This window comes from Brevundimonas sp. KH_058, assembly GCF_057838505.1.
Genome location: NZ_CM174469.1, coordinates 732,077 through 751,576, shown reverse-complemented (window position 1 = coordinate 751,576; position 19,500 = coordinate 732,077). Strand labels below are relative to the sequence as shown.

Genomic DNA, 19,500 nt, shown 5'->3' with positions numbered 1-19,500 from the left:
ACGCTCGACCACAGCGCCCGTCCATCCGTCTCTAGCGGACGCCGATGTATTTATGGGTCTGGATGCTGAGGCGCCATTTCGGATGGGTCAGGCAGTATTCGAGGGCGGCGGCGGTATTGGCGGTTTGATCCGGGCCGTCCATGGGCTGAAGCCAGAACCTCTCGAAAGCGAGAGCCTCGAAGCGGTCGGGCATGGCGAGCGGTTGCGGGAAGACAAGCTTGAGTTCCTGACCGGACGTCTGGACGATGGCCGCACTGGCTTTAGGACTGACGCAGATCCAGTCGAGTCCGTCTGGTGCGGCCTTGGTGCCGTTAGTTTCGACCGCAATCTCGAAGCCGACGTCGTGCAAGGCTTCGATCAACGGCCTGTCGAGTTGGAGCAGGGGTTCGCCGCCTGTGCAGACAACCAGCTTTGGATCGCTCGGGCGCCCGCGCCAGAGCCCCGCAACATGACGCGCCAAGACGTGGGGTTCTGCGAACTTGCCGCCGCCGTCGCCATCGACGCCCAAGAACTCCGTATCACAGAAGCTGCAGATGGCGCTCGCACGGTCGCGTTCGAGACCGTTCCAAAGATTGCACCCTGCGAAGCGCAGGAAGACGGCCGGCCTGCCGGCCTGTCCGCCTTCACCCTGCACGGTCAGGAAGGCTTCCTTGACGGCGTAGGTCACGCGCTGACGGTCATGTGGGGAGCGTTCCGGGGTGCAACAGTAGAGGCGCGTCAGGTTACAGGCGTTCGCGCGCGGCGTCAGCCAAACATCGCGCGCCGATCCAACAGGGTTGATGGCGGATCACTGGATCGAGTGTCGCATTTTCGGTCGCGCAGCAATGGCCGTTCTTGGCGCAAATCGTCACCAGGCCCCCGTCAGCGAGCCTCGCGGTGGTCTATTTTCGGACAATCACTGCCGTTTCTGGTCAACTCTGTTCTAGCGCGACGTAAGCTCATGATCGGTCTCGTGTCATCACTGCAGACCCGCCGATCTCACCATACAGCGGGTCTGGTCAGGTTCTTCGGTTGCTGAGTAGATCAAGCGAAGGAATATCCAACGCCGCCGATATGCGCTCGATCACTGCCAGCGTGGGATTGCGTTGGCCACGCTCGATGCCGCCAACGTAGCTGTACGACAGCCCGACATCATGGGCCAGACCCTCGAGGGTGATGCCCTTTGCTTCCCGTTCTCTACGAACGTTTCGGCCGAATGTCTGAACCAGCGTCATCGACGCAAGCGCGCCGACAAGGTCAAATTCGGCCAGTCACTATAGTGACTATTTCTCCTTTCGGTTATGATTTGATTTGGTTTGGAGACGGTCCGTGTCGAAGGTCGAGCCAGTAGAACAGAACGGCGCGGTTACCCGCCGCGGACGGAGAGGGCTGGACCAGCTCTATCGTCTTCATTCCCACTGGCTGACAGCACGCATCCGGCGGCGCTTCGGCTGGGATGCCGAAGACATTGTGCAGGAAGCTTGGCTCTGGATCGTGCCCATGAGCGACAGGGTCGAAATCCGCCATCCGAAGGCGTTGCTGCTGAAGGTCGCCTCAAATATCGCAATCACCCGGGCGCGGCTGACCCGGCGCCGGGCGGAACTGCTTATCGAGGCGACCCCAGGGTTTGCGCACTCGCATGCGGCCGATCAGGCGCACGCTCTCATGATGCAGGACGTGGTGCTAAGCTTGCCACAACCGCTGCGAGACCGGATCGTAGTTGGCGAGATGCGAGATGGCGCTGCGGCGCTCGAGACCCTGAAGAGCTGGAACACCGGACATCCCGGCGGCCTGTCGACCATCCATGCGAACTCGGCCGACGATGTGCTTCGCCGTGTCGAGGACCTGATCGCGGAGGTATCAACCCGGACGCCTCGCCGCGCGATCGCACAGGCAGTCGATCGCATCGTCCATATCCGCCGGACGGCGACTGGGCGAAAGGTCGAGGCCGTTCTCGGCGTCGAGCCGTCGGGCGACGACGCCTATGCGATCAGCCTTCTGGCCTGAACACTTCAGCGACGCACATTGGCTGACAATCCTTCCGTCACCTACAATCTTGTCCGCAGTCCTAGGACAGCGGACAGATTGGCGCCTACAGGCGGTGACGAGTTCTGTGGTGAGCGCGATGACGCGCTGTTAGAGTTTCGGCAGGTCGATGCCGCCGGTCAGAAGTTTGGAAATCATGCTGATATTTAGTCAGCGACGATCCGGGTAATGCCCGGCTACATCGTCGTCACAAGACGCTCACGACCCTCTGCGATAGACCCCGCCCATGGTTTCATTCGACGATCTCGCCGCCGGTAGCGATATCCACATCGTGGTTCCCCTGTCAGGCGCAATCCTGATCCAGCCCCGCCCCGAGTGTGAGGAAGAGTTCGATACGCTGGTCGCCCACCTTTACGAGGTTGAGGATCGCGGGTTCGCCATCTTCCCCAAGATGGGGCCAGCCGGGTTCTACGCGTCGGCCGAGGTCATGCGGCTGAACTGATCTGCGCCGTCCGGTAAGGTCGGTCTGAACGGTTCCCGGTCGGCTAATTGCCCGACTCGTCGAGTTGGCCGCGCTAGATGCGCCACATTTGAGGCCGGCCACGCGATGATCTAGGTCATCGCAATGCCCTTCAATAGCCGTGAGCGTCTGGGCGTCGGTTGACCGCCGAAACAAAGCACGGCAACGAACGGACTGTTCTTTTAAGCTTTTTGCATCTGGAGGCATGCTCGCCAGATCCCGCATTGAACTAGGAATTCTGTCGCAGCTTGATCTTAATACGGCTCAAGCGCTGCCATATTTGCATCGCGCTCGCGCTACGCTTAAAATTGTCGAATGATTACATTCGTCGACTTGCAAAAAGATGGGGAAGTTTACCTTTCCCGCGAGCATGACGGCTCGTGGACGATCCACCCAAGGCTTGGGTTCGAACAGGAGTTTGATCGGTTTGTCGCGTCGCTTCAGGACATGACCGTTCGCGACTTCGCGCTGTTCCCCCGGCTCGATGAAAACAAGCTCTACGACTGTGCCGAGATCATTCCGCTCTAAACCTTCCCCTTCGTGTTCTCGTATATCTCGTGAAGGTGTGCGGTCGTGACGAACAGGTCCGTTGTCATGGGCCAGACAAAGGCTTTGCCCGCATGATGGCTCGTGAGGAACCGGCCATCGCCGCACTTCGGGCACGGCGGGTGCCGGTTCCACAGCGAGAACAGCGGGCCTCGCCCTTTGAACGCCGAGAAAAGACTCTCCTGTCACGCGATATTCACGCGGCCCACCTTGAACATGAATTTATGTTCATGTTCTCTGGAGCCATGGGGAAGTTCCTCGACCGACTTCGTAAAGGGTCGTCCGCGCACACAGTGATCGCGGAAGCGGACGGCCTTTTGCTTGTTCGTCTGGACGGCGCCGAGGACCGTTTCAACGATCTCGCCCGAGAGGTCTTGAAGCGTAACGGCGAAGAGTTCGTGGCTTTTCCCACTACCGATGGCTCTACGGGCTACGCCAGAGTGTTCCTACTTCCGCTCGAATGACGCTGCGCTCACCGGGATCGTTTTTGCGGTGAGCGTGTTCTGGCTCCGGGGAACTCCACTCGGCTCGGGCTAAATCATGGATTCTGTATGCATCTTCGTCGTCGATGACGATGTGCTAGTCGCGACAACCATCGAACATGCGCTCGAAGACGACGGCTTCCGTCCACACACCGCGCACACAGCCGAGGACGGATTGGCTCTATTCAACGAGAAGGGTCACATATGCCGCGCCTTGGTGACGGACGTGAATCTCGGAGGAGAAATCAAAGGCTGGGACATCGCGCGGGCAGCGCGCGAAAAGTTTCCGACCTTGCCGGTGATCTATGTGACCGGCGATAGCGCCGACGAGTGGGCCGCGCATGGGGTTCCAGACAGCATCCTGATCGACAAACCTTTCGTCCCTGCACAGGTCGTGGCCGCCATTGCGGAACTGCTGAACAAGCGCGCACCATAGCCCAAATGGTTTTGGGTCACATTTCTGAAGTGTCGAATATACGCGGACCCACTGGCTTTACCCCCCGCCCCCCGCTGGGGGTCACCGTCTGGAGAGGGTCTGGCCTGCCCCTGCACCATGGGGGACTATAGGCGATGCACCGAGGCGATTCTGCGACTGTCGCTCGCATAGGGCATTGATGTTGCATGGGAACATTCCCCCCATAACCGGCAATCGATCCTTACGACGCATCGTCACGGCCGACGCTCCAGCGCATGAGCGGACGATCTAGGCCATGGACGCGCGTTCGCGTTCGGTCGTTCGTCTTTGGCCCTACGGGTTTTGTCCTGCTGGTCGTCGACGGTCGCCCGGCCATTGTCGTCGAGGTGCGGGCCGCGGAAACGGAGGTCCGCGTCTTCATCGCCCAACAGATGGCAGCGCTCATGCAGGGCAGGGATTTCAACCACCTCCTGGAAGACAATATCCGTGGCCCGGAGGGACGGACGGACATTGTCTACCGCCGCCTCGCCGACTTGGCTGCAAGCGGCGGCGACCGTGGGGGGTTGATGTCGCCTGGCGGACCCGGGCCGGACGACGCACCGTGGACAACCGCGACTGCGCCGGCCTGGGCGTGCGCGGCGACGAAGCGCTCTGCATCGTCCTGGACGGATCGACCCAGGGGCCCGACAGCGGTGCGCTGGCCCGCGACATCGCCCGGGGCCTGATCGACTGGTTTGTTGAACTCGAGAGCGCCGTCACCGCTGGAGCGCTGAAGGCGAAGCTCCGCGACCTGCACCAGGTGCTTGCTTCGCGCCGGCCGCGCGCCTCGGCGAGCTACGCGCTCGTTCACCTGAATGGCGGCGACGGGTTGGTGCTGCATGCGGGCGACTGTCTGCTGGGACGGGTCCGTGCGGGGCGCGCCGAGTGGCTCTTGCGGCCCGACACCCTCGCCAACGCCTTCGTCGACCTCGATATCACGGCGATCGCGGCCGATCCGGCCCGGCATCGTCTGACGCGCAGCTTCAGACCCCGGGAGTTCATGCCGCCCTCCGCCCTCCCACTCGAGGACGAGCGGGACCTGATCCTGGCGACCGATGGCTTCTCGGCCGATCTTCCCGATCCCGAACAGGCCCGTTTCCTGGCGGGAGAGGACATTCCGCCTGGAGACCAGGCCGACGACCGGAGCGTCCTGCGCCTCCGCATACGCCCGGGCGATGGCGGTCTGACCCGGCTTGTGGAGGGGGCCGGCGAGGGCTTCCACGTCCGCGTAGCGACGTCTTCGCGCTCCGCCTGACTGATAACGGCGCCGCCCGGCCCGACCGGCCAATCTGCGTCTCCGCCAATGAATATGGCGCCCGCGTTTTTTTCCAGAGAGACGGGTGAGTGCTGCGCAAAACCGCACGTGGACCGCACGGGGCCAAAGCCCCGCCACGACTGAACATGATTGGAAGTCGTCGAAAGTCGATTGGCGAGTTACCGAGACTTCGCGAAAAAGTCTCCGCAAGTCGGCAGATGAGTTGTCGGGACTCGAATGTAAGTCAAAATACAGTCACTCAAAATAATCGATCCACAGAGTTGACAGCCTGTGGATATATTTGCTTGCAATGTGTTGAGGCGCGGTGAGACGCGCTGAAAACAAAGGAAGCAGACATGCGACGGATACTGGGGCGCCGGCTTCTCGGCGCGATGACGACGTGCGGCCTGTTGTTGGCCGGACCCGCCCTGGCCGGGGGATCCGGGATGCCGTGGGAGGGACCGCTGCAGCAGGTGGTCGAGTCGATCACGGGACCGGTGGTTCAGGCCGCGGCCGTCGTGGCGGTGGTCGTCTTCGGCGCCGGCATCGCCATGAGCGAGAACGGATCCTCGATGCGCAGGGGCCTCGGCATCATGTTCGGCCTGTCGATCGCCTTCGCCGCCTCGACCTTCTTCCTCGACTTCTTCGGCTTCGCCGGCGGGGCGGAGATCGGGTGATGGCTGAGTTCCGTTCCGACGGCCGTCCGGACGGCTGGGATCTCCCGGTCGCCCAGGCCCTGGCTGAACCCGTGCTGATGGCCGGGATGCCGAGGGACTATGCAATCGCCATGGGCACGATCGCCATGGTTCTCGGCCTGGCCCTGCGTATCTGGTGGCTAGGCCTGCTGTGGTGGGCGGCGGCTCACGCCATTGGCCTGTGGGCCGCCAAGGCGGATCGCCGCTTCTTCGATGTCCTGCGCCGGCACCTGGCCATGCCTGGCCATCTGGACGCGTGAGACCGGAATGCGTTTTCTCGACGAGCATCGCAGACGACCGGCGGCCCTTGCCGATCACCTGCCCTGGGCGGCCCTGGTCGCCCCCGGCGTCATCCTGAACAAGGACGGCTCCTTCACCACCGGCTTCCGCTTTCGGGGTCCTGACCTCGAGTCCTCTACGGAGGACGAACTGATGGCGGTCCGGGCCCGGCTGAACAACGCGCTGAAGCGGCTCGGCACCGGCTGGTGCCTGCACATGGAAGCCCGTCGGCGCGAAGCGGCGCCCTATCCGGAAAGCGCCTTCGACCTCGACGTCGCCTGGCTCCTGGACGAGGAGCGCCGCAGCCGCTTTGAGGCGGGCGACCTGGCCTTCGAGACCGACTTCCGACTGGCCCTGACCTGGTTGCCGCCGGCCGACGAGACGCGTCGGATCGAACGCTGGCTGTTCGACGGTCTGGCCCGCAGCGGCGCCGACTGGAGCCAGGCCCTCGCCCTGTTCGCCCGCGAAGCGGAGACCACGCTCGACCTTCTGTCCGATGCCTTGCCCGAGATCGCAGTCCTGGACGACGCGTCCCTGCTGACCTGGCTACACGACTGCGTCTCCACGCGCGCCTTCCAGATCACCGTCCCCGAGCAGCCGATGTTCCTGGACGCCTGGCTGGCGGACACCGATCTCTCCGGCGGCATCGCGCCGAAGCTTGGGACGCGCTGGCTCAAGGTCGTTTCCGTGCGCGGCCTGCCCTCCGTCACCCGGCCGGGGCTGCTCGATGCCTTGGGCGCCTTGCCGTTCCCCTATCGCTGGACCGCGCGCTGGATCGGCCTCGACAAGCCGGAAGCCGAGCGTGAGATCGTCAAGCTGAGGAAGCGCTGGTTCGCCAAGCGCAAGGGCGTCGGCGTCCTGCTTCGCGAAGCCATCACCAAGGAGGAGGTCCCGCTCCTCGACACCGACGCCGCCTCCAAGACCGAGGAGTGCGACGGAGCCCTGGCGGCCCTGGGGGCCGAGGCCTGCGCCTTCGGCTATCTGACCATGACCGTGACGGTCCTTGACGACACCGAGGCCGGCGCGGCCGCCAAGGCGCGCGCTATCGAGGCGGCGCTGAACGCCCAGGGCCTCGTGGCGCGGATCGAGGACCTCAATGCGGTCGAGGCCTGGCTCGGCTCCCTGCCCGGCGAGCCCTACGCCGACGTTCGCCGCCCTCTTGTCTCGACCCTCAATCTGGCGGACCTGCTGCCGGTCTCGGCGATCTGGGCCGGCCCGGCCATGGACCTCAATCTCGATGGGCCGCCCCTGGCCACGGCCCGGACCACGGGCTCGACGCCCTTCCGGCTGGTGCTCCATGTCGGGGACGTCGGCCACGCCATGGTCGTCGGACCGACGGGCTCGGGCAAAAGCGCCCTCCTGTCCTTTCTGGCCCTGCAGTGGTTCCGCTACCCGGACGCCCGCGTCGTCTTCTTCGACAAGGGCCGCTCGGCGCGCGCCGCCACCCTGGCGGCCGGCGGGCGGTGGCGCGCCCTCGAACCGGGGGCGAAGTTTTCTCTCCAGCCCCTGGCCCGGATCGACGAGGAGACCGAGCGGGCCTGGGCCTCGGAATGGATCGCCGAGACCGTCCGCCTGGCCGGTCTGGAGCCCGTGCCCCGGATCCGGGAGGAGATCTGGGCGGCGCTGGGCGCGCTCGCCGATGCGCCCGTCAGCCACCGCACCCTCACCCTGTTCTGCGCCCTGGTCCAGGACCGCGCCGTCGCCGCGGCCCTGGAGCCCCTGACCCTCAAGGGGCCTCACGGCGCCCTGCTGGACGGGGAGGGCGAAGCCCCCGCGCCCGGACGGTTCGACACCTTCGAACTGGAGAGCCTGATGGCGACGCCGTCCGCGGTGGCTCCGGTCCTCTCGGCCCTCTTTCACCATCTGGAACGGAGCTTCGACGGGCGGCCGACCTTGCTGATCCTCGACGAGGCCTGGCTCTTCCTCGGCGAGACCGCCTTCGCCGCCAAGATTCGCGAGTGGCTCAAGACTTTGCGCAAGAAGCGGGTGGCGGTGATCTTTGCGACCCAGAGCCTGGACGATGTCGCGGCCTCGCCGATCGCCGCCACCCTCATCGAGAGCTGTCCCACCCAGGTCTTCCTGCCCAACCCGCGGGCGCTCGAGCCGTCTTCCGCGCGGCTCTACGAAGGCTTCGGCCTGAACCGGCGTCAGCTGGAGTTGATCGCCTTCGCCACGCCCAAGCGCGCCTACTACTGGCGCCAGCCTCGAGGTCGGCGCCTGTTTGACCTGCGCCTGACCGGCGTCGCCCTGGCCCTTTGCGGCTCCGGCGCGCCGGAAGACCAGACCCTCATCGACGATATCCTCGCGCGCTCCGGAGAGGCCGGATTCGCACGCCAGTTCCTCACAGCCAAGGGAGTCCATCATGTCGACGCCGTCCTCGACGCCTTCGCCCCGCCGCTCGCGGCGGAATAGTCCGCTCAGCATCCTCGCCGCCGGGCTTGTCGGCGCCAGTCTCGTCGGAGCCGCGCCGGCTCCGGCCCTGGCCCAGCAGGTGGTGTTCGATCCCCGCAACCACATCGAGAACGCGCTGCAGACGGCGCGACAGCTGGAAAGCCTGGCCAACGAGGCCCGGACCCTGGCGGCATCCCCCTACAGCCACCTGACCCGGAACAGCCAGAGCCTGCACGACATGGCGGAGTTGGCCCGGACCGCCCGAGGGCTCGCAACCTCAGTCGAAGGCCTGGAACGGCAGTTCGCGGACCTCTACCCGGACAACCTGTCCGGCGCCGATCTGGCCCGCCTAGTGGCGCAGGGCGAAGCGCGCACCGCCGCCGCCCGGCGAACGGCCGAGGATGTGGCTCGCACCGCGGCCGAGCTCGAACGGCTCGGTCAGGGGCGCACCGGCCGGCTCACCGGCGCCCTGTCGGCGAGCGAGGCCGCCGTTGGGCAGACGGCGGCGATCCAGTCGTCGAACCAGATGCTGGCCGTCCTGGCCGAGGACCTCGCCGCGCTCCGGACCGTCATGCTGGCCCAATCCCGGTTGCTTGCCGAGGCGACCGCCCGGGAGGCCGCCGACCGGGCCGCCGGAGACGAGGCCCGTCGCCGCCGCTGGTCCGCGCCGGTGACCACGCCGACCGCCCCGGTCTTCGATCCGCTGTCGCACGCACGGGACTGAGGAGCCCTCGAATGTCGGTCGGAATGGAAACCCCAAACGAGCTGATGGTGGTGTTCTCCAACACCATCTCGGCCGGGTTCGACGCCCTGCAGGGTTCGGTCAACGGCGTCTTCGGCCTGCTAATCGCACTGGTCGTGGCCCTGACGGGCATCCAGTGGGCGATGTCGCCCAACCGGGAGGTGCTGGCCTCGGGGTTCGGCAAGGTCCTTTTGATTGGCGCTTTCGCCTGGCTGATCAACGACTGGCAACGACTGTCGGAGACGATCTACGCCGGCTTCATCGAGCTCGGCCTCACGGCGGGCGGTGGGTCCCTGAGCCGTGCCGACTTCCTCAACCCCGGAGCCATCCTCTCACAGGGCTGGGAGATCGTGAAAGCGCTCGGCGAGACGCCCGCGCCCGTCGACAATCCGCTCGACGTCGTCGGCAACATGACCGACGCCCTGATCCTGGGCTTGGCCATGATCGGCATCATGCTGGCCTTCGCCGTGCTGGCCCTGCAGATCGTCGTCACCCTGCTGGAGTTCAAGATCGTCACCCTGGGCGGCTTCGTGCTCCTGCCCTTCGGCATCTGGAACAAGTCCGCCTTCCTGGCCGAACGGCCCCTCGGCTACGTCGTCTCCTCGGGTCTGAAGGTCCTGGCCCTGGCCATCGTGGTCTCGGGCGCGCGGACGATCTTCGATCAGCTACAGCCTTCGGCCAACCCCGACATCTACGAGGCGCTCAGCATCCTCGTGGCCGCGATCCTCCTGGCCATGCTGGCGCTGTTCATCCCCAACCTCGCCTCGGCCCTTGTGACCGGCGGCCCCGCGCTTGGCGCCGGCGCTGCCCTGGCCGGGACCCTGGCGGTCGGCGGCGCAGGCGCCCTGGCGGCCGGGGCCGTGGCCGGCGCCGGAGCCGCAGTTTCTGGCACGGCCGCCCGGATGGCTGGGCCTGCCCGGGCGGCGGCGGGGGCGGGTTCCGGTCGGCCGCCGACGTCGCCGTCGGGACCCTGGTCGCCAGGTTCGGGCCCATCCGGTTCCGGGCCTTCCGGATCGGGGTCGCCGCGTCCGTCAAACGACAATCCCGCCCCCTCGGGCCCGCGCCCCGGCGGGCGAGGCCCTGGCGTCGCCGAGCCGGCGCGAGCCTGGGAGGGCGAGGTCGCATCGGCTGAGCCAGACCATGCTGTCACCCAGGCTTCCATGTCGGGGGCGGGCGGGTCGGCCGCTGGACCCGATGGCGCGTCGTCCGGCCGGCCCTCGGCGACGATCGGACGCGAGGCCGAGGCCGCGCGCCGCGCCTTCCATCGCGCCGCGTCCGGATCCGCCCAGGCCGCACCGCGTCCGTCGGGGCGGGCTGCCGCTCTGCAGGCTTTCTTCGTCGCCAATGCCGGACGGGGCTTGCTCCCCGCCGGCGAGACCAGCGGCGTCCTGTCTCCCAACCTCCGGACAGAGGACCAGTGACCATGCATCCTTTCTTCCGCCCTCGACGCGTCCAGCCGTCCGCCCCCGAAGCGACCCCCTACCAGCGCGCGGGCCAGGTCTGGGACGACCGCATGGGTCTGTCGCTCGCCCATGCCCGCAACTGGCGGCGGATCGCGCTGGCCAATCTCGTCCTCGCTGGCTTTCTCGGCGCGGGCTGGTGGGTCCAGGCCGACCGGGCCGTGGTCAAGCCGTTCGTGGTGGAGGTCTCCGACTGGGGCGAGACCCAGAGGATCACGGCCATCGGCGGCCGTTACGATCCGACCGAGGCCCAGGTCGGCCACGCCCTCGCGAGTTGGATTCGTGACGTCCGATCGAAGTCGATCGATCCGATCGTGATCCGGCAGAACTGGCTGGCCGCCTACGACCTGCTGACGCCCCGGGCGGCGAGTTTCCTCAACGCCTGGGCCCAGACCCACGACCCCTTCGCCGATGTCGGGCGCGAGGCGGTCAACGTCGAGATCCTGAACGTCGTGCGTCGCACCGAGCGCACCTACGACCTGCAGTGGCGCGAGACCCGGTTCGTCAACGGCCAGCAGGCCGGGGTCGAGCGATGGCGCGCCCTGATCACGACCGGGCGCCAGGCGCCGCGGACCGAGGCCGAACTGATGAAAAATCCCCTTGGCATCAAAATCGAGGACATCTCATGGACCCCCGACGCCTCCTGATCCTGACCATCGCCGGGCTCGGTCTGACCGGCTGCGCCGTGCTTCGCGACCCGGCCCTGTCCCTCGGTCACGCCACCGTCCCGTCGCCGCATCCCGTACCTTCGGCGGAGGCGTCCCACCCTCCGGAGACTGCGGCTTCCGCTGTGAGCGAGGAGGCTTTCGAGGAGACGCGGGCCGCGGATGGGGCGGAAGCCGAGCCGACGAACAGCGGTCCTGTTCCTTATGAGACGGTCGCTGCGATCCCCTCCTCAGCCCCTGCTGCGCGTGCGGAAACCGCAACGTCGGCCGCCTCCGGACGACGCGCCATCGCGGCCGCCAACGTGGAGGCTCGGACGGCATCGCAATCCGACGCCTTTGTCGGCGGGGTGCAGGTGTTCGGCTGGTCCTCGGGTCGGGTCTATGAGGTCTGGACCGCGCCCCTGCGCGTCACCACCCTGACGCTCGGCGCCGGGGAGACCCTGGTCTCCAAAGCGGCGGGAGACACCGTCCGCTGGCAGATCGGCGAGACCACTTCGGGCGAGGGCGCCGGACAACGCACCCATGTCCTGCTCAAGCCGCTGCAACGCGGGCTGGAGACCAACCTGGTCCTCACCACCAACCGGCGTGTCTACCTGCTGGACCTGCGAAGCGGCGCGGCTGACGGCTTCAATGCGGCGATCGCCTGGGACGTCGGGGCGATGGACGAACCGGCGTCGCCCTTGGTCGAGGATGGTGTGGACCTACGCGTTCCCGACCCGGTCGCGACCCCGGAGGGCCCGCTCGACGCCCGCTACCGGATCGAGCCCCAGGGACGGCGGGCGCGGTGGACGCCGGTCTCGGTGTTCAACGACGGTCTGCGCACCTTCATCGCCTTTGATCCCGATCTGCACATCGATGAGGCACCGGCCCTGTTCGTGATCGCGCCGGACGGCGAGGCGCAGATGGTCAACTACCGCCAGGCCGGGGGCCTCTTCATTGTCGACCGGGTGTTCGACCGCGCCGAGCTGAGGCTCGGCGACCGGCGGCCCCAGGTCGTGCGCATCCGCCGTCTTCAGGGAGCCGCCCGATGACCCTTCCTCCTGACCCTCGCCCTGAGTCCGACACGGCCGAGGCCGTTCAACCGGCCGCCAAGACGCCGCCGCCGGGCCTGTCGATGCGGGCGCCGCGTCCGCCCGCGACCCGCCTGCGAAAGTCCGTCGTCCAGGCGATCGTGATCGGCGGGGCTGTGCTGGTCTCCGGCTCGCTGGCCTGGGCTTTCGTGATCCAGCCTGAACTGCGAGACAGCGCCCGCGCGCGGGCGGCGGAGGCCCGGGAGGACGAGGCGCGCGGCGTGGTGCGGCCGGCCGAGGCCGTGACCGAACAGCCGGCGACCTATGATCGTCTGCCCGAGCCGCGCACCGCCGCCCAGCCGGAGTCGGAACCGGGAGCGGTTGCGTCGCCCCGGACCGAGCCTGTGCGATCCTATGGCGGTGGGTCTGCGCCACGATCCGCGCCGCGGGACCGGGGACCGGGACCGCAGGAACTGGCGGCGCGGTCGGGGCTGTTCTTTGAAACGGCGCAAGGCTCGGCGACGCCGGGGGAGCGAGCGCCGGCTGGCGGGTCCCCCCGGGCCGGTGGCGCCGACGCCGCCGACATCGGCGCCACGTACAACGGCCATGTGCTGACCGCGCCCCTCTCGCCCTACGAGTTGAAGGCGGGCGCCATCATCCCCGCCGTGCTTCTGACCGGCGTGGACACCTCGCGGGCGGGACCCGTCGTGGCGACGGTGTCCCAAAACGTCTTCGACTCGGTCAGCGGCCGCCACCTGGTTCTGCCCCAGGGAACGCGGCTGATCGGCCGGCATGAGGGTGAGAGCGCCTATGGCGACCGCCGCGCCTTCCTGGCCTGGGACCGATTGATCCTGCCCAACGGCAAGAGCCTGGTCCTGACGGAGGAGCCCGGGGTGGACGCCCAGGGCGCCGTCGGCGTGCGGGGATCGGTCGATCGTCGGCTGTTGCCGCTTTTTGTCGGGACCCTGTTCGCCGGCGCCATCACGACCCTTGGCCAGATTGCGCGGGACGGCGATGACCGCAGCTCCGGCGGCCTGCTCGGCGACGCCGGCGACGCGGCCGCCATCGAGGGGTCGCAGGTCGGCGGGCGATTGGTCGATCGCGAGCTCCAGGTCCGACCTTCGATCCGGCTCCGGCCCGGCGCCTCCGTTCGGGTGATGATCACCCAGGACCTGATCCTGGAGCCCTACCAGCCATGACTTCGCCCCTGGACAATGGAAATCGCTGGGCGGCCCTTGGAGTCACCGTCTTCGTTCTTGGCTGCGTCGCCGCGGTCGCAGACCGGACCCCGGCCCTGGCGCTCGTCAACGAAAGCCCAAGCCTGCCCAAGGGGCTCTATCTCCGTGAGATCGGCGCCGCACCCGGTCGCGGCGCCACCGTCGCCCTGCCGCAGCCGCCGGAGGCCCAGCGCTATCTCGGCGCCCTCGGGATGCCGGTCGACGTCCTGCTGATCAAGCGGGTGGCGGCGGTCGGGGGGGACCTCGTCTGCCGGGGCGAGGCCGGGGTGACGGCCGCCGGTCGGACCGCGCCAGTCCTGGAGCGCGACGGCCGTGGCGAGCCGCTGCCGCAGTGGCGAGGGTGCCGGCGGCTCGGCCCGGGCGAACTGTTCGTCCTGGGAGACACGCCGGGCAGTTTCGACAGCCGGTATTTTGGACCCGTTGCCGTCGGCGATGTCGACGGCGTGTTCCGGGAGACCCTGACATGGTGAGATCCCTTTTGGTGGCGGCGACGGCTTTGCTCTGGCCTGCGGCGTCCCAGGCCCAGTCGGTCGACTGGCGTGAGGCGGGCGGCGACCTGTTCGGACGGCCGTCGGCGGTCGAAACGGTCGAGGTCGCCGACGCCGCGGGCTTCGCGGCTCGGCTCAGACCCCTGTCTCAGCCGTTCATGGAGGCGATCGACCGGGCGGCGGATCGTCACGGCCTCGACCCCAAGCTCCTCCACGCGCTGGTGATCACGGAGTCTGCCTACCGTGCCGACGCATGCTCGTCCGCGGGCGCCTGTGGCCTGACCCAGTTGATGCCAGGGACCGCGGCCGAATTGGGCGTAAGCGATCGATTCGACGTGGAGCAGAACCTCTCCGGCGGAGCCGACTATCTGGCCCGGCAGCTGATGCGCTTCGGGGACGTCCGCCTGGCGCTCGCGGCGTACAATTCCGGGCCCGGTCGCGTCGCCCGCCTCGGCCGCATCCCCGAGATCGCCGAGACCCGCGCCTATGTCGTCAGCGTTGTCGAATGCTACCTGGCGCTCTCCGCCGGGCGCGGGGCTCGAAACTCCCCGGAGTGCCGGCCGCCGGAGGGCGGGCTGTGATCGGGGGGGTGGAGGTCGGGCGTCCGGAGGCCGGCGATGACGACCTGCTGACACGCAAGGAAGCCTCAGCCTTCCTCGTCCAGTTCGGCATTCGCATGAAGCCGGAGACGCTCGCCCGACTATGGTCGACGGGGGGCAATGGTCCGCCCTGCCGGCACGTCCGTCACAAGCCCTACTATCCGAGGGGGGTGCTGAGGACCTGGGCCCTGGCCCAGGTCAGCGACCTGCGCGCATCAGCCCCGCCCGCAGCACGGGGGCGTCGCCATGGCTGATCCGCAATCACGGCCGGTGTCCGATCGCAGCTTGCCGACGGTGGCCGACTTGCTGGTGGATCCGGCGGTCAGCTTCGCCCTGAAGGACGTGCTGAAGGCTTGGGAAATGCGCGATCCGGTCGACGCGGCGCACGACGCCCGGATCCTCGCCGATCTTCTCGATCGCCGGGCGGACGAGGCTGTGTCATGGGCGCCGTGACCGACGGGCGCCCGGGCGGCGCTGACGATCGCCTGCTCGCATGGCCGGCTGTTCACGCCGTGACTGGCCTCAGCCGCACCACCGCCTGGCGGATGCAGAAGGCGGGGGATTTTCCCCTGCCGGTCCTGGTGTCGCGGGGCCGGGTAGGATGGTGGGAGAGCGAATTGGCCGCATGGAAGCTGGCGCGGGCTCCGCGCCGTCCGGCCGAGCCCCGGCTGTTCGAGGCCCCAGCCGACCCGGAACGGCAAGGCGGCAGCCGCCCCGTCGCGCCCGCCGGTAAGGCCCCCGCGACGACCACCCCTGCCGGTGAGCCGGTGCAGGAGAGCCCGGCATCCGTCGGACGCCGGGGCTCCAAGACCTCGCCTGGCCAGATCGCCTTCGACTTCGGGAGCTAGGAAACCGGCTCTTTGGACGGAAGGCGTCGGAAGCGCACGCGATCTGCGCCGTCGATCAGAAAGGCGTCGAAGCCGGCGTCGCCCCAGGCCCTGCGCTGCACATGGGTCGTATCGGAATCGGCGGTGTTGGCCCACCACTGGGGGCGCCCCGCGCTCTTGGGCAGCATTAGGATAATGTTCCTAGGCGGCGATGGCGGTGATCACGCTCGGGGCGGTCTATGAGTTCGCGATCAAGGCCGAGTACCTCCAGAAGAACCCGACCAAAGGCGTCGAAAGGTTCAAGACGATCCGGAAGGAGCGATACCTCTCCGAGCGGGAAATCGCGGCGCTAGCCGAGGCCTTGGCGGAGTTTGAGCGCGAGGACGAGCGCTACGCTGTCATGGCCGACTCGGTGCGCCTGCTGATGCTGACGGGTTGCCGCAAGTCTGAGATCCTGACCTTGCAGTGGGACTTCATCGACTGGTCGAAGGGGTGCTTGCGGCTTCCGGAATCCAAGACCGGAGCCAAGGTAGTGCCCTTGGCCGACGATGCGATCGCAGTGCTCCGGCGTCGTTGGGACGAGACGAGAGCGCCCGAGGCGTCGAGGGGCCACAACTCGGGTGATACGATGCCTGTGCCGGGCGCTGGGTCGCCGTGGGTGCTGCCGGCTTTGAAGGGAGACGGTCACTTCGTCGGCCTCCCCAACCTCTGGACCAAGGTCAAACTCAGGGCCGATACGATCCTGCACCGACGGATCCACGACCTTGGCGGCGATCTTCGGGAGGTTCGGTCGCTGACGACCGTTCGCCTCCATGACCTTCGGCACAGTTTCGCGAGTTTTGCCATTGCTGACGGCGCCTCGCTGTTCCTGGTGGGAAAGGTTCTCGGTCACAAGCAGGCGCGGACCACCGAAATCTACGCCCATCTCAGCGACGACCCCTTGAAGCTTGTGGCCAACAAGACGGCGGCCCGACTCAGCCAGGCCATGAGGTTCTAGGACCCCACGCGCAACCCGTGCAAAGCGCTCACGGTGAAGGGTTCAGAACCTCGGACATTAGGCCCCAAGATCCGAGGTCCTGTATCCAGGCTTGGTGCCACTCACGGTGTCGAGCAGATCAACAGGCCAGAGCGGATGCGCGCCTCCGTCACGAGATGGCCTAGCAAACCGCTGCTTTGCGCCGTGAGCGGTCATCGGTTCGTCGCCCTCTAGCGGACATGCCCCGGCCGGGCGACCGACAACCGTATTGACCATAAGCCGACTTCGTTTGTGCACACGCCTGCGCTAGTCTGACATCGTCGAAAAAGGCAGATCGGTGTGGTTAGCCCGTGACGTGACCCCCTGAAACTCCTCCAGGAATAGCTAGAGTCCGCTCCTCGAAAGGACGGACAGAATGAAGCGATCAAGGTTCACGGAAGAGCAGATCATCGGGATCCTGCGCGAGCAGGAGGCCGGTGTCCCGGTGGCGGACCTGTGCAGGAAGCACGGGCTGAGCTCGCCGACCTTCTACAAGTGGAAAGCCAAATATGGCGGCATGGACGTGTCGGAGGCCCGGCGCCTGAAGGTGCTGGAAGACGAGAACGCCAAGCTGAAGCGGATGCTGGCGGACTCGATGCTGGACAACGTCGCGCTGAAGGATCTGCTGGGAAAAAAGTGGTGACGCCCGCTGCGCATCGAGCGGCGGCGGCGCACCTGCAGTCGGCCTACGCGATGAGCGAGCGGCGGGCTTGTCGGGTGCTGGGCGTGGATCGGACGAGCGTGCGCTATCAGGCGACACGACCGGACGATGGCGCCCTGCGCGATCGGCTGAAGGCCTTGGCCCAGGAGCGTCGGCGGTTCGGCTATCGACGTCTGCACGTGATGCTCCGGCGCGAGGGGCATGCGGTCAACAAGAAGCGGGTCCAGCGGATCTACCGCGAAGAGAAGCTGACGGTGCGTCGGCGCGGCGGGCGCAAACGCGCCATGGGCACAAGGCGGCCGCTGGAGATTCCTCTGGTCGCAAACCAGCGCTGGTCGCTGGACTTCGTGTCCGATCAGATGACCGATGGGCGGCGCTTCCGCATCCTCACAGTGATCGACAACTGCACACGTGAGTGCCTCGGACTCGTCGCCGACACCTCGCTGTCGGGCCGGCGGGTGGCGCGCGAGCTGGACGCCATCATCCTGCGACGGGGGCGCCCGGACACGATCATCAGCGACAACGGCACGGAATATACGTCCAACGCCATTCTGGCCTGGGCGGACGAGGCCGGGGTCGGCTGGCACTACATCGCGCCAGGCAAGCCCCAGCAGAACGGCTTCAACGAAAGCTTCAACGGCCGCCTGCGTGACGAGCTGCTGAACGAGACGCTGTTCCGATCATTGCCGCACGCCCGTGTCGTGCTCGAAGCCTGGCGGCGCGACTACAATGAAACCCGGCCGCACTCAAAGCTGGGATGGCTGACGCCGCAGGCTTACGCAGATGCGCTCAGCGGAAAGATCGGCCGGTCCGCTGCGCTGGTTGAAGGCTGCGCTGACCGGCCTCTTGCCAACCCCACCAACCCCAGTTCAGATCACCAAAGGACTCTCGTTATGGCTGGATGAGAAACGGGGGTCACGTCACTTCGCCTGTCTTGGAAGGTCAACGTCCTGGCATATGTCGTCTCAAGCCTCGCGGCAGCGGCGATCGTTGGCATCGATATGGTTCACAGAGGCGTCATCTGACGCCAACTACTTGACGGCGCCGCCATTGGCCTCTTCCAGCCAACGATGGGGGACTTAAGAACAGGGCATGCCCCTAGCCAGCTGGATATGAACTCTTGCGTTGATGGGGTCGCGGTGTCAGCCGAGCTCGGCCAGGCATGCGGCGAGTTCGTCTTTCCGGAACGGTTTGGTGAGCCGAGGCAGGTTTGGATCCAGTCCTTCTCGTTCTCCATAGCCTTCCATGATCAGATGCGCATTGGTCGGCCTGTCTCCCTCGGCGATGATGTCCGAACGGCTCGGCATCCGTCGGCCGCCGGAGGAGACGTCGACCAGCACGGCCTTGTCCGCCTGGGTCAACTCGGCACCGTACGCGAGCTTTCTGGCGAACGCATTATTCTCCACCGCATCGGTCATTTCGCTTCTCCTGAGCTTTCTCTCGCGACGAGCGCATCAGCGGAATAGGCAGGATCCTGATGGATGGAGGCATGGCCGTCGCGGCGCAGGTGGGTGCCGTCGATCTCCTTAATCAGGGCCTCGCCGCGCTCCTTACCGACCAGTTCCAGGAGGGCGTCGATCTTGGCCTCCATCCGGTCGTCGTTCTCCTTGGAGGAGGGCGAACCGACGTAGAGGAAATAGGCCAGACCCACGACCTGCCAGAGCAGTTGCAGAAACTCCGACTGCCAGTTCTCGAATGTGTCGCGCCCCATCACCATCAGATATGGTGTCAGTTCCGGCGCGACTCCGTGGTCCCGAGCTTCATCGACGAAGGTGAACCAGCCGAACAGCCAGTGCAGCCCAAGGGACACCGCGAAGAAACCGAGCGTGATCCAGGCGTAGGCGTATCTCTTCATGGGGTTTCCTGACGATGTCGGAAGTACGAGGCTCTCGCCTCTCAGGGGTATTGTACTGTGTTTCGGGGAGCCGAGCCGAACCGGATATTCAACGCGCCTGGTCGCCAAGCCGACACAGGAACGCGCACCTCGCCGGGCCGTTCGCCCGCCACCAGCAGGCTGGAGTGCTGCATGGGCAGGAGTTCCGACATGACTGCCAAGGCCATCTGGTTGGCCTGGTCCAGTCCCGGGAGTACATCGCCCTGCGGATCGCGAACACAGCTCCCGTCCGCGATGTTGAAAAAGTAGCGTTGCACATCGGCCTCTTGGGGGCTTGCTGGGCGAGCCTGCGCTTGCCTGCGACGGGCGCTCGC

The 19,500-nt window shown here is 66.8% G+C and carries 27 protein-coding genes; 21 read left to right on the top strand and 6 right to left on the bottom strand.

Features of this window, described 5'->3' with window-relative positions; translation table 11 throughout:
- Positions 1-31: 31 nt before the first annotated feature.
- Positions 32-667 (bottom strand): 7-carboxy-7-deazaguanine synthase, encoded by a 636-nt coding sequence (queE, locus tag AC3ISA_RS03575; protein WP_489179367.1) that lies wholly within the window; start codon positions 665-667, stop codon positions 32-34.
- 331 nt (positions 668-998) lie between these two features.
- The gene (locus AC3ISA_RS03570) at positions 999-1,214 is read right to left on the bottom strand and encodes a helix-turn-helix domain-containing protein (protein WP_489179366.1); all 216 of its coding nucleotides are present in this window, start codon (positions 1,212-1,214) and stop codon (positions 999-1,001) included.
- 94 nt (positions 1,215-1,308) lie between these two features.
- On the opposite strand from AC3ISA_RS03570, the gene AC3ISA_RS03565 reads away from it, so the two are divergent.
- The 19 genes from AC3ISA_RS03565 to AC3ISA_RS03475 all read left to right on the top strand — a co-directional run bounded on the left by AC3ISA_RS03565 (position 1,309) and on the right by AC3ISA_RS03475 (position 15,637).
- Positions 1,309-1,986 carry an ATPase, T2SS/T4P/T4SS family gene (locus tag AC3ISA_RS03565; RefSeq protein WP_489179365.1) on the top strand — a complete coding sequence of 226 codons (678 nt, stop codon included), beginning with the start codon at positions 1,309-1,311 and terminating at the stop codon, positions 1,984-1,986.
- 265 nt (positions 1,987-2,251) lie between these two features.
- Complete coding sequence (locus tag AC3ISA_RS03560) at positions 2,252-2,467, top strand: hypothetical protein (protein WP_489179364.1); 216 nt, start codon at positions 2,252-2,254, stop codon at positions 2,465-2,467.
- A 333-nt stretch (positions 2,468-2,800) separates the two neighbouring features.
- Positions 2,801-3,013: a hypothetical protein gene (locus tag AC3ISA_RS03555; RefSeq protein ID WP_489179363.1), complete on the top strand. Its 213-nt coding sequence runs from the start codon at positions 2,801-2,803 to the stop codon at positions 3,011-3,013.
- 92 nt (positions 3,014-3,105) lie between these two features.
- Positions 3,106-3,495, top strand: a complete 390-nt coding sequence (locus tag AC3ISA_RS03550) for a hypothetical protein (protein ID WP_489179362.1) — start codon at positions 3,106-3,108, stop codon at positions 3,493-3,495.
- A gap of 76 nt (positions 3,496-3,571) precedes the next feature.
- Positions 3,572-3,949, top strand: coding sequence for a response regulator (locus AC3ISA_RS03545; RefSeq protein WP_489179361.1), 378 nt, complete (start codon positions 3,572-3,574; stop codon positions 3,947-3,949).
- A gap of 580 nt (positions 3,950-4,529) precedes the next feature.
- Positions 4,530-5,222 (top strand): hypothetical protein, encoded by a 693-nt coding sequence (locus tag AC3ISA_RS03540; protein WP_489179360.1) that lies wholly within the window; start codon positions 4,530-4,532, stop codon positions 5,220-5,222.
- Positions 5,223-5,578: 356 nt separating this feature from the next.
- Positions 5,579-5,899 carry a TrbC/VirB2 family type IV secretion system protein gene (locus tag AC3ISA_RS03535; RefSeq protein WP_191554985.1) on the top strand — a complete coding sequence of 107 codons (321 nt, stop codon included), beginning with the start codon at positions 5,579-5,581 and terminating at the stop codon, positions 5,897-5,899.
- On the top strand, positions 5,899-6,177 hold the full coding sequence (locus AC3ISA_RS03530; RefSeq protein WP_489179359.1) for a VirB3 family type IV secretion system protein: 279 nt from the start codon (positions 5,899-5,901) through the stop codon (positions 6,175-6,177). Before AC3ISA_RS03535 ends, AC3ISA_RS03530 begins: the two co-directional genes overlap by 1 nt.
- 7 nt (positions 6,178-6,184) lie before the next feature.
- A complete protein-coding gene (gene trbE / locus AC3ISA_RS03525) occupies positions 6,185-8,608 on the top strand; it encodes a conjugal transfer protein TrbE (protein WP_489179358.1) in 2,424 nt (807 codons plus the stop codon).
- Positions 8,559-9,311 (top strand): TrbJ/VirB5 family protein, encoded by a 753-nt coding sequence (locus tag AC3ISA_RS03520; RefSeq protein WP_489179357.1) that lies wholly within the window; start codon positions 8,559-8,561, stop codon positions 9,309-9,311. Before trbE ends, AC3ISA_RS03520 begins: the two co-directional genes overlap by 50 nt.
- Before the next feature lie 23 nt (positions 9,312-9,334).
- Complete coding sequence (gene trbL, locus AC3ISA_RS03515; RefSeq protein WP_489179356.1) at positions 9,335-10,750, top strand: P-type conjugative transfer protein TrbL; 1,416 nt, start codon at positions 9,335-9,337, stop codon at positions 10,748-10,750.
- A gap of 2 nt (positions 10,751-10,752) precedes the next feature.
- Entirely contained in the window at positions 10,753-11,436 is a 684-nt protein-coding gene (trbF, locus tag AC3ISA_RS03510) for a conjugal transfer protein TrbF (RefSeq protein ID WP_489180070.1), read from the top strand.
- A complete protein-coding gene (locus AC3ISA_RS03505) occupies positions 11,415-12,485 on the top strand; it encodes a TrbG/VirB9 family P-type conjugative transfer protein (RefSeq protein WP_489179355.1) in 1,071 nt (356 codons plus the stop codon). Before trbF ends, AC3ISA_RS03505 begins: the two co-directional genes overlap by 22 nt.
- Positions 12,482-13,663 carry a TraB/TrbI/VirB10 family type IV secretion system protein gene (locus AC3ISA_RS03500; protein WP_489179354.1) on the top strand — a complete coding sequence of 394 codons (1,182 nt, stop codon included), beginning with the start codon at positions 12,482-12,484 and terminating at the stop codon, positions 13,661-13,663. The genes AC3ISA_RS03505 and AC3ISA_RS03500 overlap by 4 nt, the downstream gene beginning before the upstream one ends.
- Positions 13,660-14,172: a S26 family signal peptidase gene (locus AC3ISA_RS03495; RefSeq protein WP_489179353.1), complete on the top strand. Its 513-nt coding sequence runs from the start codon at positions 13,660-13,662 to the stop codon at positions 14,170-14,172. Before AC3ISA_RS03500 ends, AC3ISA_RS03495 begins: the two co-directional genes overlap by 4 nt.
- Positions 14,166-14,771 carry a lytic transglycosylase domain-containing protein gene (locus AC3ISA_RS03490; RefSeq protein WP_489179352.1) on the top strand — a complete coding sequence of 202 codons (606 nt, stop codon included), beginning with the start codon at positions 14,166-14,168 and terminating at the stop codon, positions 14,769-14,771. The genes AC3ISA_RS03495 and AC3ISA_RS03490 overlap by 7 nt, the downstream gene beginning before the upstream one ends.
- Positions 14,768-15,043: a hypothetical protein gene (locus tag AC3ISA_RS03485; protein ID WP_489179351.1), complete on the top strand. Its 276-nt coding sequence runs from the start codon at positions 14,768-14,770 to the stop codon at positions 15,041-15,043. The genes AC3ISA_RS03490 and AC3ISA_RS03485 overlap by 4 nt, the downstream gene beginning before the upstream one ends.
- A complete protein-coding gene (locus tag AC3ISA_RS03480) occupies positions 15,036-15,242 on the top strand; it encodes a hypothetical protein (RefSeq protein WP_489179350.1) in 207 nt (68 codons plus the stop codon). The genes AC3ISA_RS03485 and AC3ISA_RS03480 overlap by 8 nt, the downstream gene beginning before the upstream one ends.
- Entirely contained in the window at positions 15,230-15,637 is a 408-nt protein-coding gene (locus tag AC3ISA_RS03475) for a helix-turn-helix transcriptional regulator (protein WP_489179349.1), read from the top strand. Before AC3ISA_RS03480 ends, AC3ISA_RS03475 begins: the two co-directional genes overlap by 13 nt.
- Here the strand turns inward: AC3ISA_RS03475 and AC3ISA_RS03470 are convergent.
- Positions 15,634-15,804: a hypothetical protein gene (locus AC3ISA_RS03470; RefSeq protein WP_489179348.1), complete on the bottom strand. Its 171-nt coding sequence runs from the start codon at positions 15,802-15,804 to the stop codon at positions 15,634-15,636. The two genes, AC3ISA_RS03475 and AC3ISA_RS03470, sit on opposite strands and share 4 nt — an antisense overlap.
- Before the next feature lie 23 nt (positions 15,805-15,827).
- On the opposite strand from AC3ISA_RS03470, the gene AC3ISA_RS03465 reads away from it, so the two are divergent.
- Complete coding sequence (locus AC3ISA_RS03465; protein WP_489179347.1) at positions 15,828-16,613, top strand: tyrosine-type recombinase/integrase; 786 nt, start codon at positions 15,828-15,830, stop codon at positions 16,611-16,613.
- 394 nt (positions 16,614-17,007) lie between these two features.
- Positions 17,008-18,197 (top strand): IS3 family transposase gene (locus AC3ISA_RS03460; protein WP_489178357.1). Its coding sequence is split into 2 segments (ribosomal slippage): positions 17,008-17,266 and positions 17,266-18,197, totalling 1,191 coding nucleotides; the frame shifts between segments, so codons are not numbered across the junction.
- A 237-nt stretch (positions 18,198-18,434) separates the two neighbouring features.
- On the opposite strand, the gene AC3ISA_RS03455 is transcribed toward AC3ISA_RS03460, so the two are convergent.
- From AC3ISA_RS03455 to AC3ISA_RS03445, 3 genes are read right to left on the bottom strand one after another with little or no spacing between them, the layout of a single operon-like run.
- Entirely contained in the window at positions 18,435-18,710 is a 276-nt protein-coding gene (locus tag AC3ISA_RS03455) for a hypothetical protein (RefSeq protein ID WP_066624070.1), read from the bottom strand.
- The gene (locus AC3ISA_RS03450; RefSeq protein ID WP_066624067.1) at positions 18,707-19,147 is read right to left on the bottom strand and encodes a DUF6766 family protein; all 441 of its coding nucleotides are present in this window, start codon (positions 19,145-19,147) and stop codon (positions 18,707-18,709) included. Before AC3ISA_RS03450 ends, AC3ISA_RS03455 begins: the two co-directional genes overlap by 4 nt.
- Positions 19,148-19,188: 41 nt before the next feature.
- The gene (locus AC3ISA_RS03445) at positions 19,189-19,443 is read right to left on the bottom strand and encodes a DUF6894 family protein (RefSeq protein WP_157076415.1); all 255 of its coding nucleotides are present in this window, start codon (positions 19,441-19,443) and stop codon (positions 19,189-19,191) included.
- Between the last annotated feature and the right edge of the window lie 57 nt (positions 19,444-19,500).

What these genes read in the sequence shown, in the direction of transcription:
- AC3ISA_RS03570 (WP_489179366.1), bottom strand. Translation starts at nt 1,214, where the DNA reads ATGACGCTGGTTCAGACATTCGGCCGAAACGTTCGTAGAGAACGGGAA.
- AC3ISA_RS03560 (WP_489179364.1), top strand. Translation starts at nt 2,252, where the DNA reads ATGGTTTCATTCGACGATCTCGCCGCCGGTAGCGATATCCACATCGTG.
- AC3ISA_RS03555 (WP_489179363.1), top strand. Translation starts at nt 2,801, where the DNA reads ATGATTACATTCGTCGACTTGCAAAAAGATGGGGAAGTTTACCTTTCC.
- AC3ISA_RS03550 (WP_489179362.1), top strand. Translation starts at nt 3,106, where the DNA reads ATGATGGCTCGTGAGGAACCGGCCATCGCCGCACTTCGGGCACGGCGG.
- AC3ISA_RS03545 (WP_489179361.1), top strand. Translation starts at nt 3,572, where the DNA reads ATGGATTCTGTATGCATCTTCGTCGTCGATGACGATGTGCTAGTCGCG.
- AC3ISA_RS03535 (WP_191554985.1), top strand. Translation starts at nt 5,579, where the DNA reads ATGCGACGGATACTGGGGCGCCGGCTTCTCGGCGCGATGACGACGTGC.
- AC3ISA_RS03530 (WP_489179359.1), top strand. Translation starts at nt 5,899, where the DNA reads ATGGCTGAGTTCCGTTCCGACGGCCGTCCGGACGGCTGGGATCTCCCG.
- trbE (WP_489179358.1), top strand. Translation starts at nt 6,185, where the DNA reads ATGCGTTTTCTCGACGAGCATCGCAGACGACCGGCGGCCCTTGCCGAT.
- AC3ISA_RS03520 (WP_489179357.1), top strand. Translation starts at nt 8,559, where the DNA reads ATGTCGACGCCGTCCTCGACGCCTTCGCCCCGCCGCTCGCGGCGGAAT.
- trbL (WP_489179356.1), top strand. Translation starts at nt 9,335, where the DNA reads ATGGAAACCCCAAACGAGCTGATGGTGGTGTTCTCCAACACCATCTCG.
- trbF (WP_489180070.1), top strand. Translation starts at nt 10,753, where the DNA reads ATGCATCCTTTCTTCCGCCCTCGACGCGTCCAGCCGTCCGCCCCCGAA.
- AC3ISA_RS03505 (WP_489179355.1), top strand. Translation starts at nt 11,415, where the DNA reads ATGGACCCCCGACGCCTCCTGATCCTGACCATCGCCGGGCTCGGTCTG.
- AC3ISA_RS03500 (WP_489179354.1), top strand. Translation starts at nt 12,482, where the DNA reads ATGACCCTTCCTCCTGACCCTCGCCCTGAGTCCGACACGGCCGAGGCC.
- AC3ISA_RS03495 (WP_489179353.1), top strand. Translation starts at nt 13,660, where the DNA reads ATGACTTCGCCCCTGGACAATGGAAATCGCTGGGCGGCCCTTGGAGTC.
- AC3ISA_RS03490 (WP_489179352.1), top strand. Translation starts at nt 14,166, where the DNA reads ATGGTGAGATCCCTTTTGGTGGCGGCGACGGCTTTGCTCTGGCCTGCG.
- AC3ISA_RS03480 (WP_489179350.1), top strand. Translation starts at nt 15,036, where the DNA reads ATGGCTGATCCGCAATCACGGCCGGTGTCCGATCGCAGCTTGCCGACG.
- AC3ISA_RS03475 (WP_489179349.1), top strand. Translation starts at nt 15,230, where the DNA reads ATGGGCGCCGTGACCGACGGGCGCCCGGGCGGCGCTGACGATCGCCTG.
- AC3ISA_RS03470 (WP_489179348.1), bottom strand. Translation starts at nt 15,804, where the DNA reads ATGCTGCCCAAGAGCGCGGGGCGCCCCCAGTGGTGGGCCAACACCGCC.
- AC3ISA_RS03465 (WP_489179347.1), top strand. Translation starts at nt 15,828, where the DNA reads ATGGCGGTGATCACGCTCGGGGCGGTCTATGAGTTCGCGATCAAGGCC.
- AC3ISA_RS03455 (WP_066624070.1), bottom strand. Translation starts at nt 18,710, where the DNA reads ATGACCGATGCGGTGGAGAATAATGCGTTCGCCAGAAAGCTCGCGTAC.
- AC3ISA_RS03450 (WP_066624067.1), bottom strand. Translation starts at nt 19,147, where the DNA reads ATGAAGAGATACGCCTACGCCTGGATCACGCTCGGTTTCTTCGCGGTG.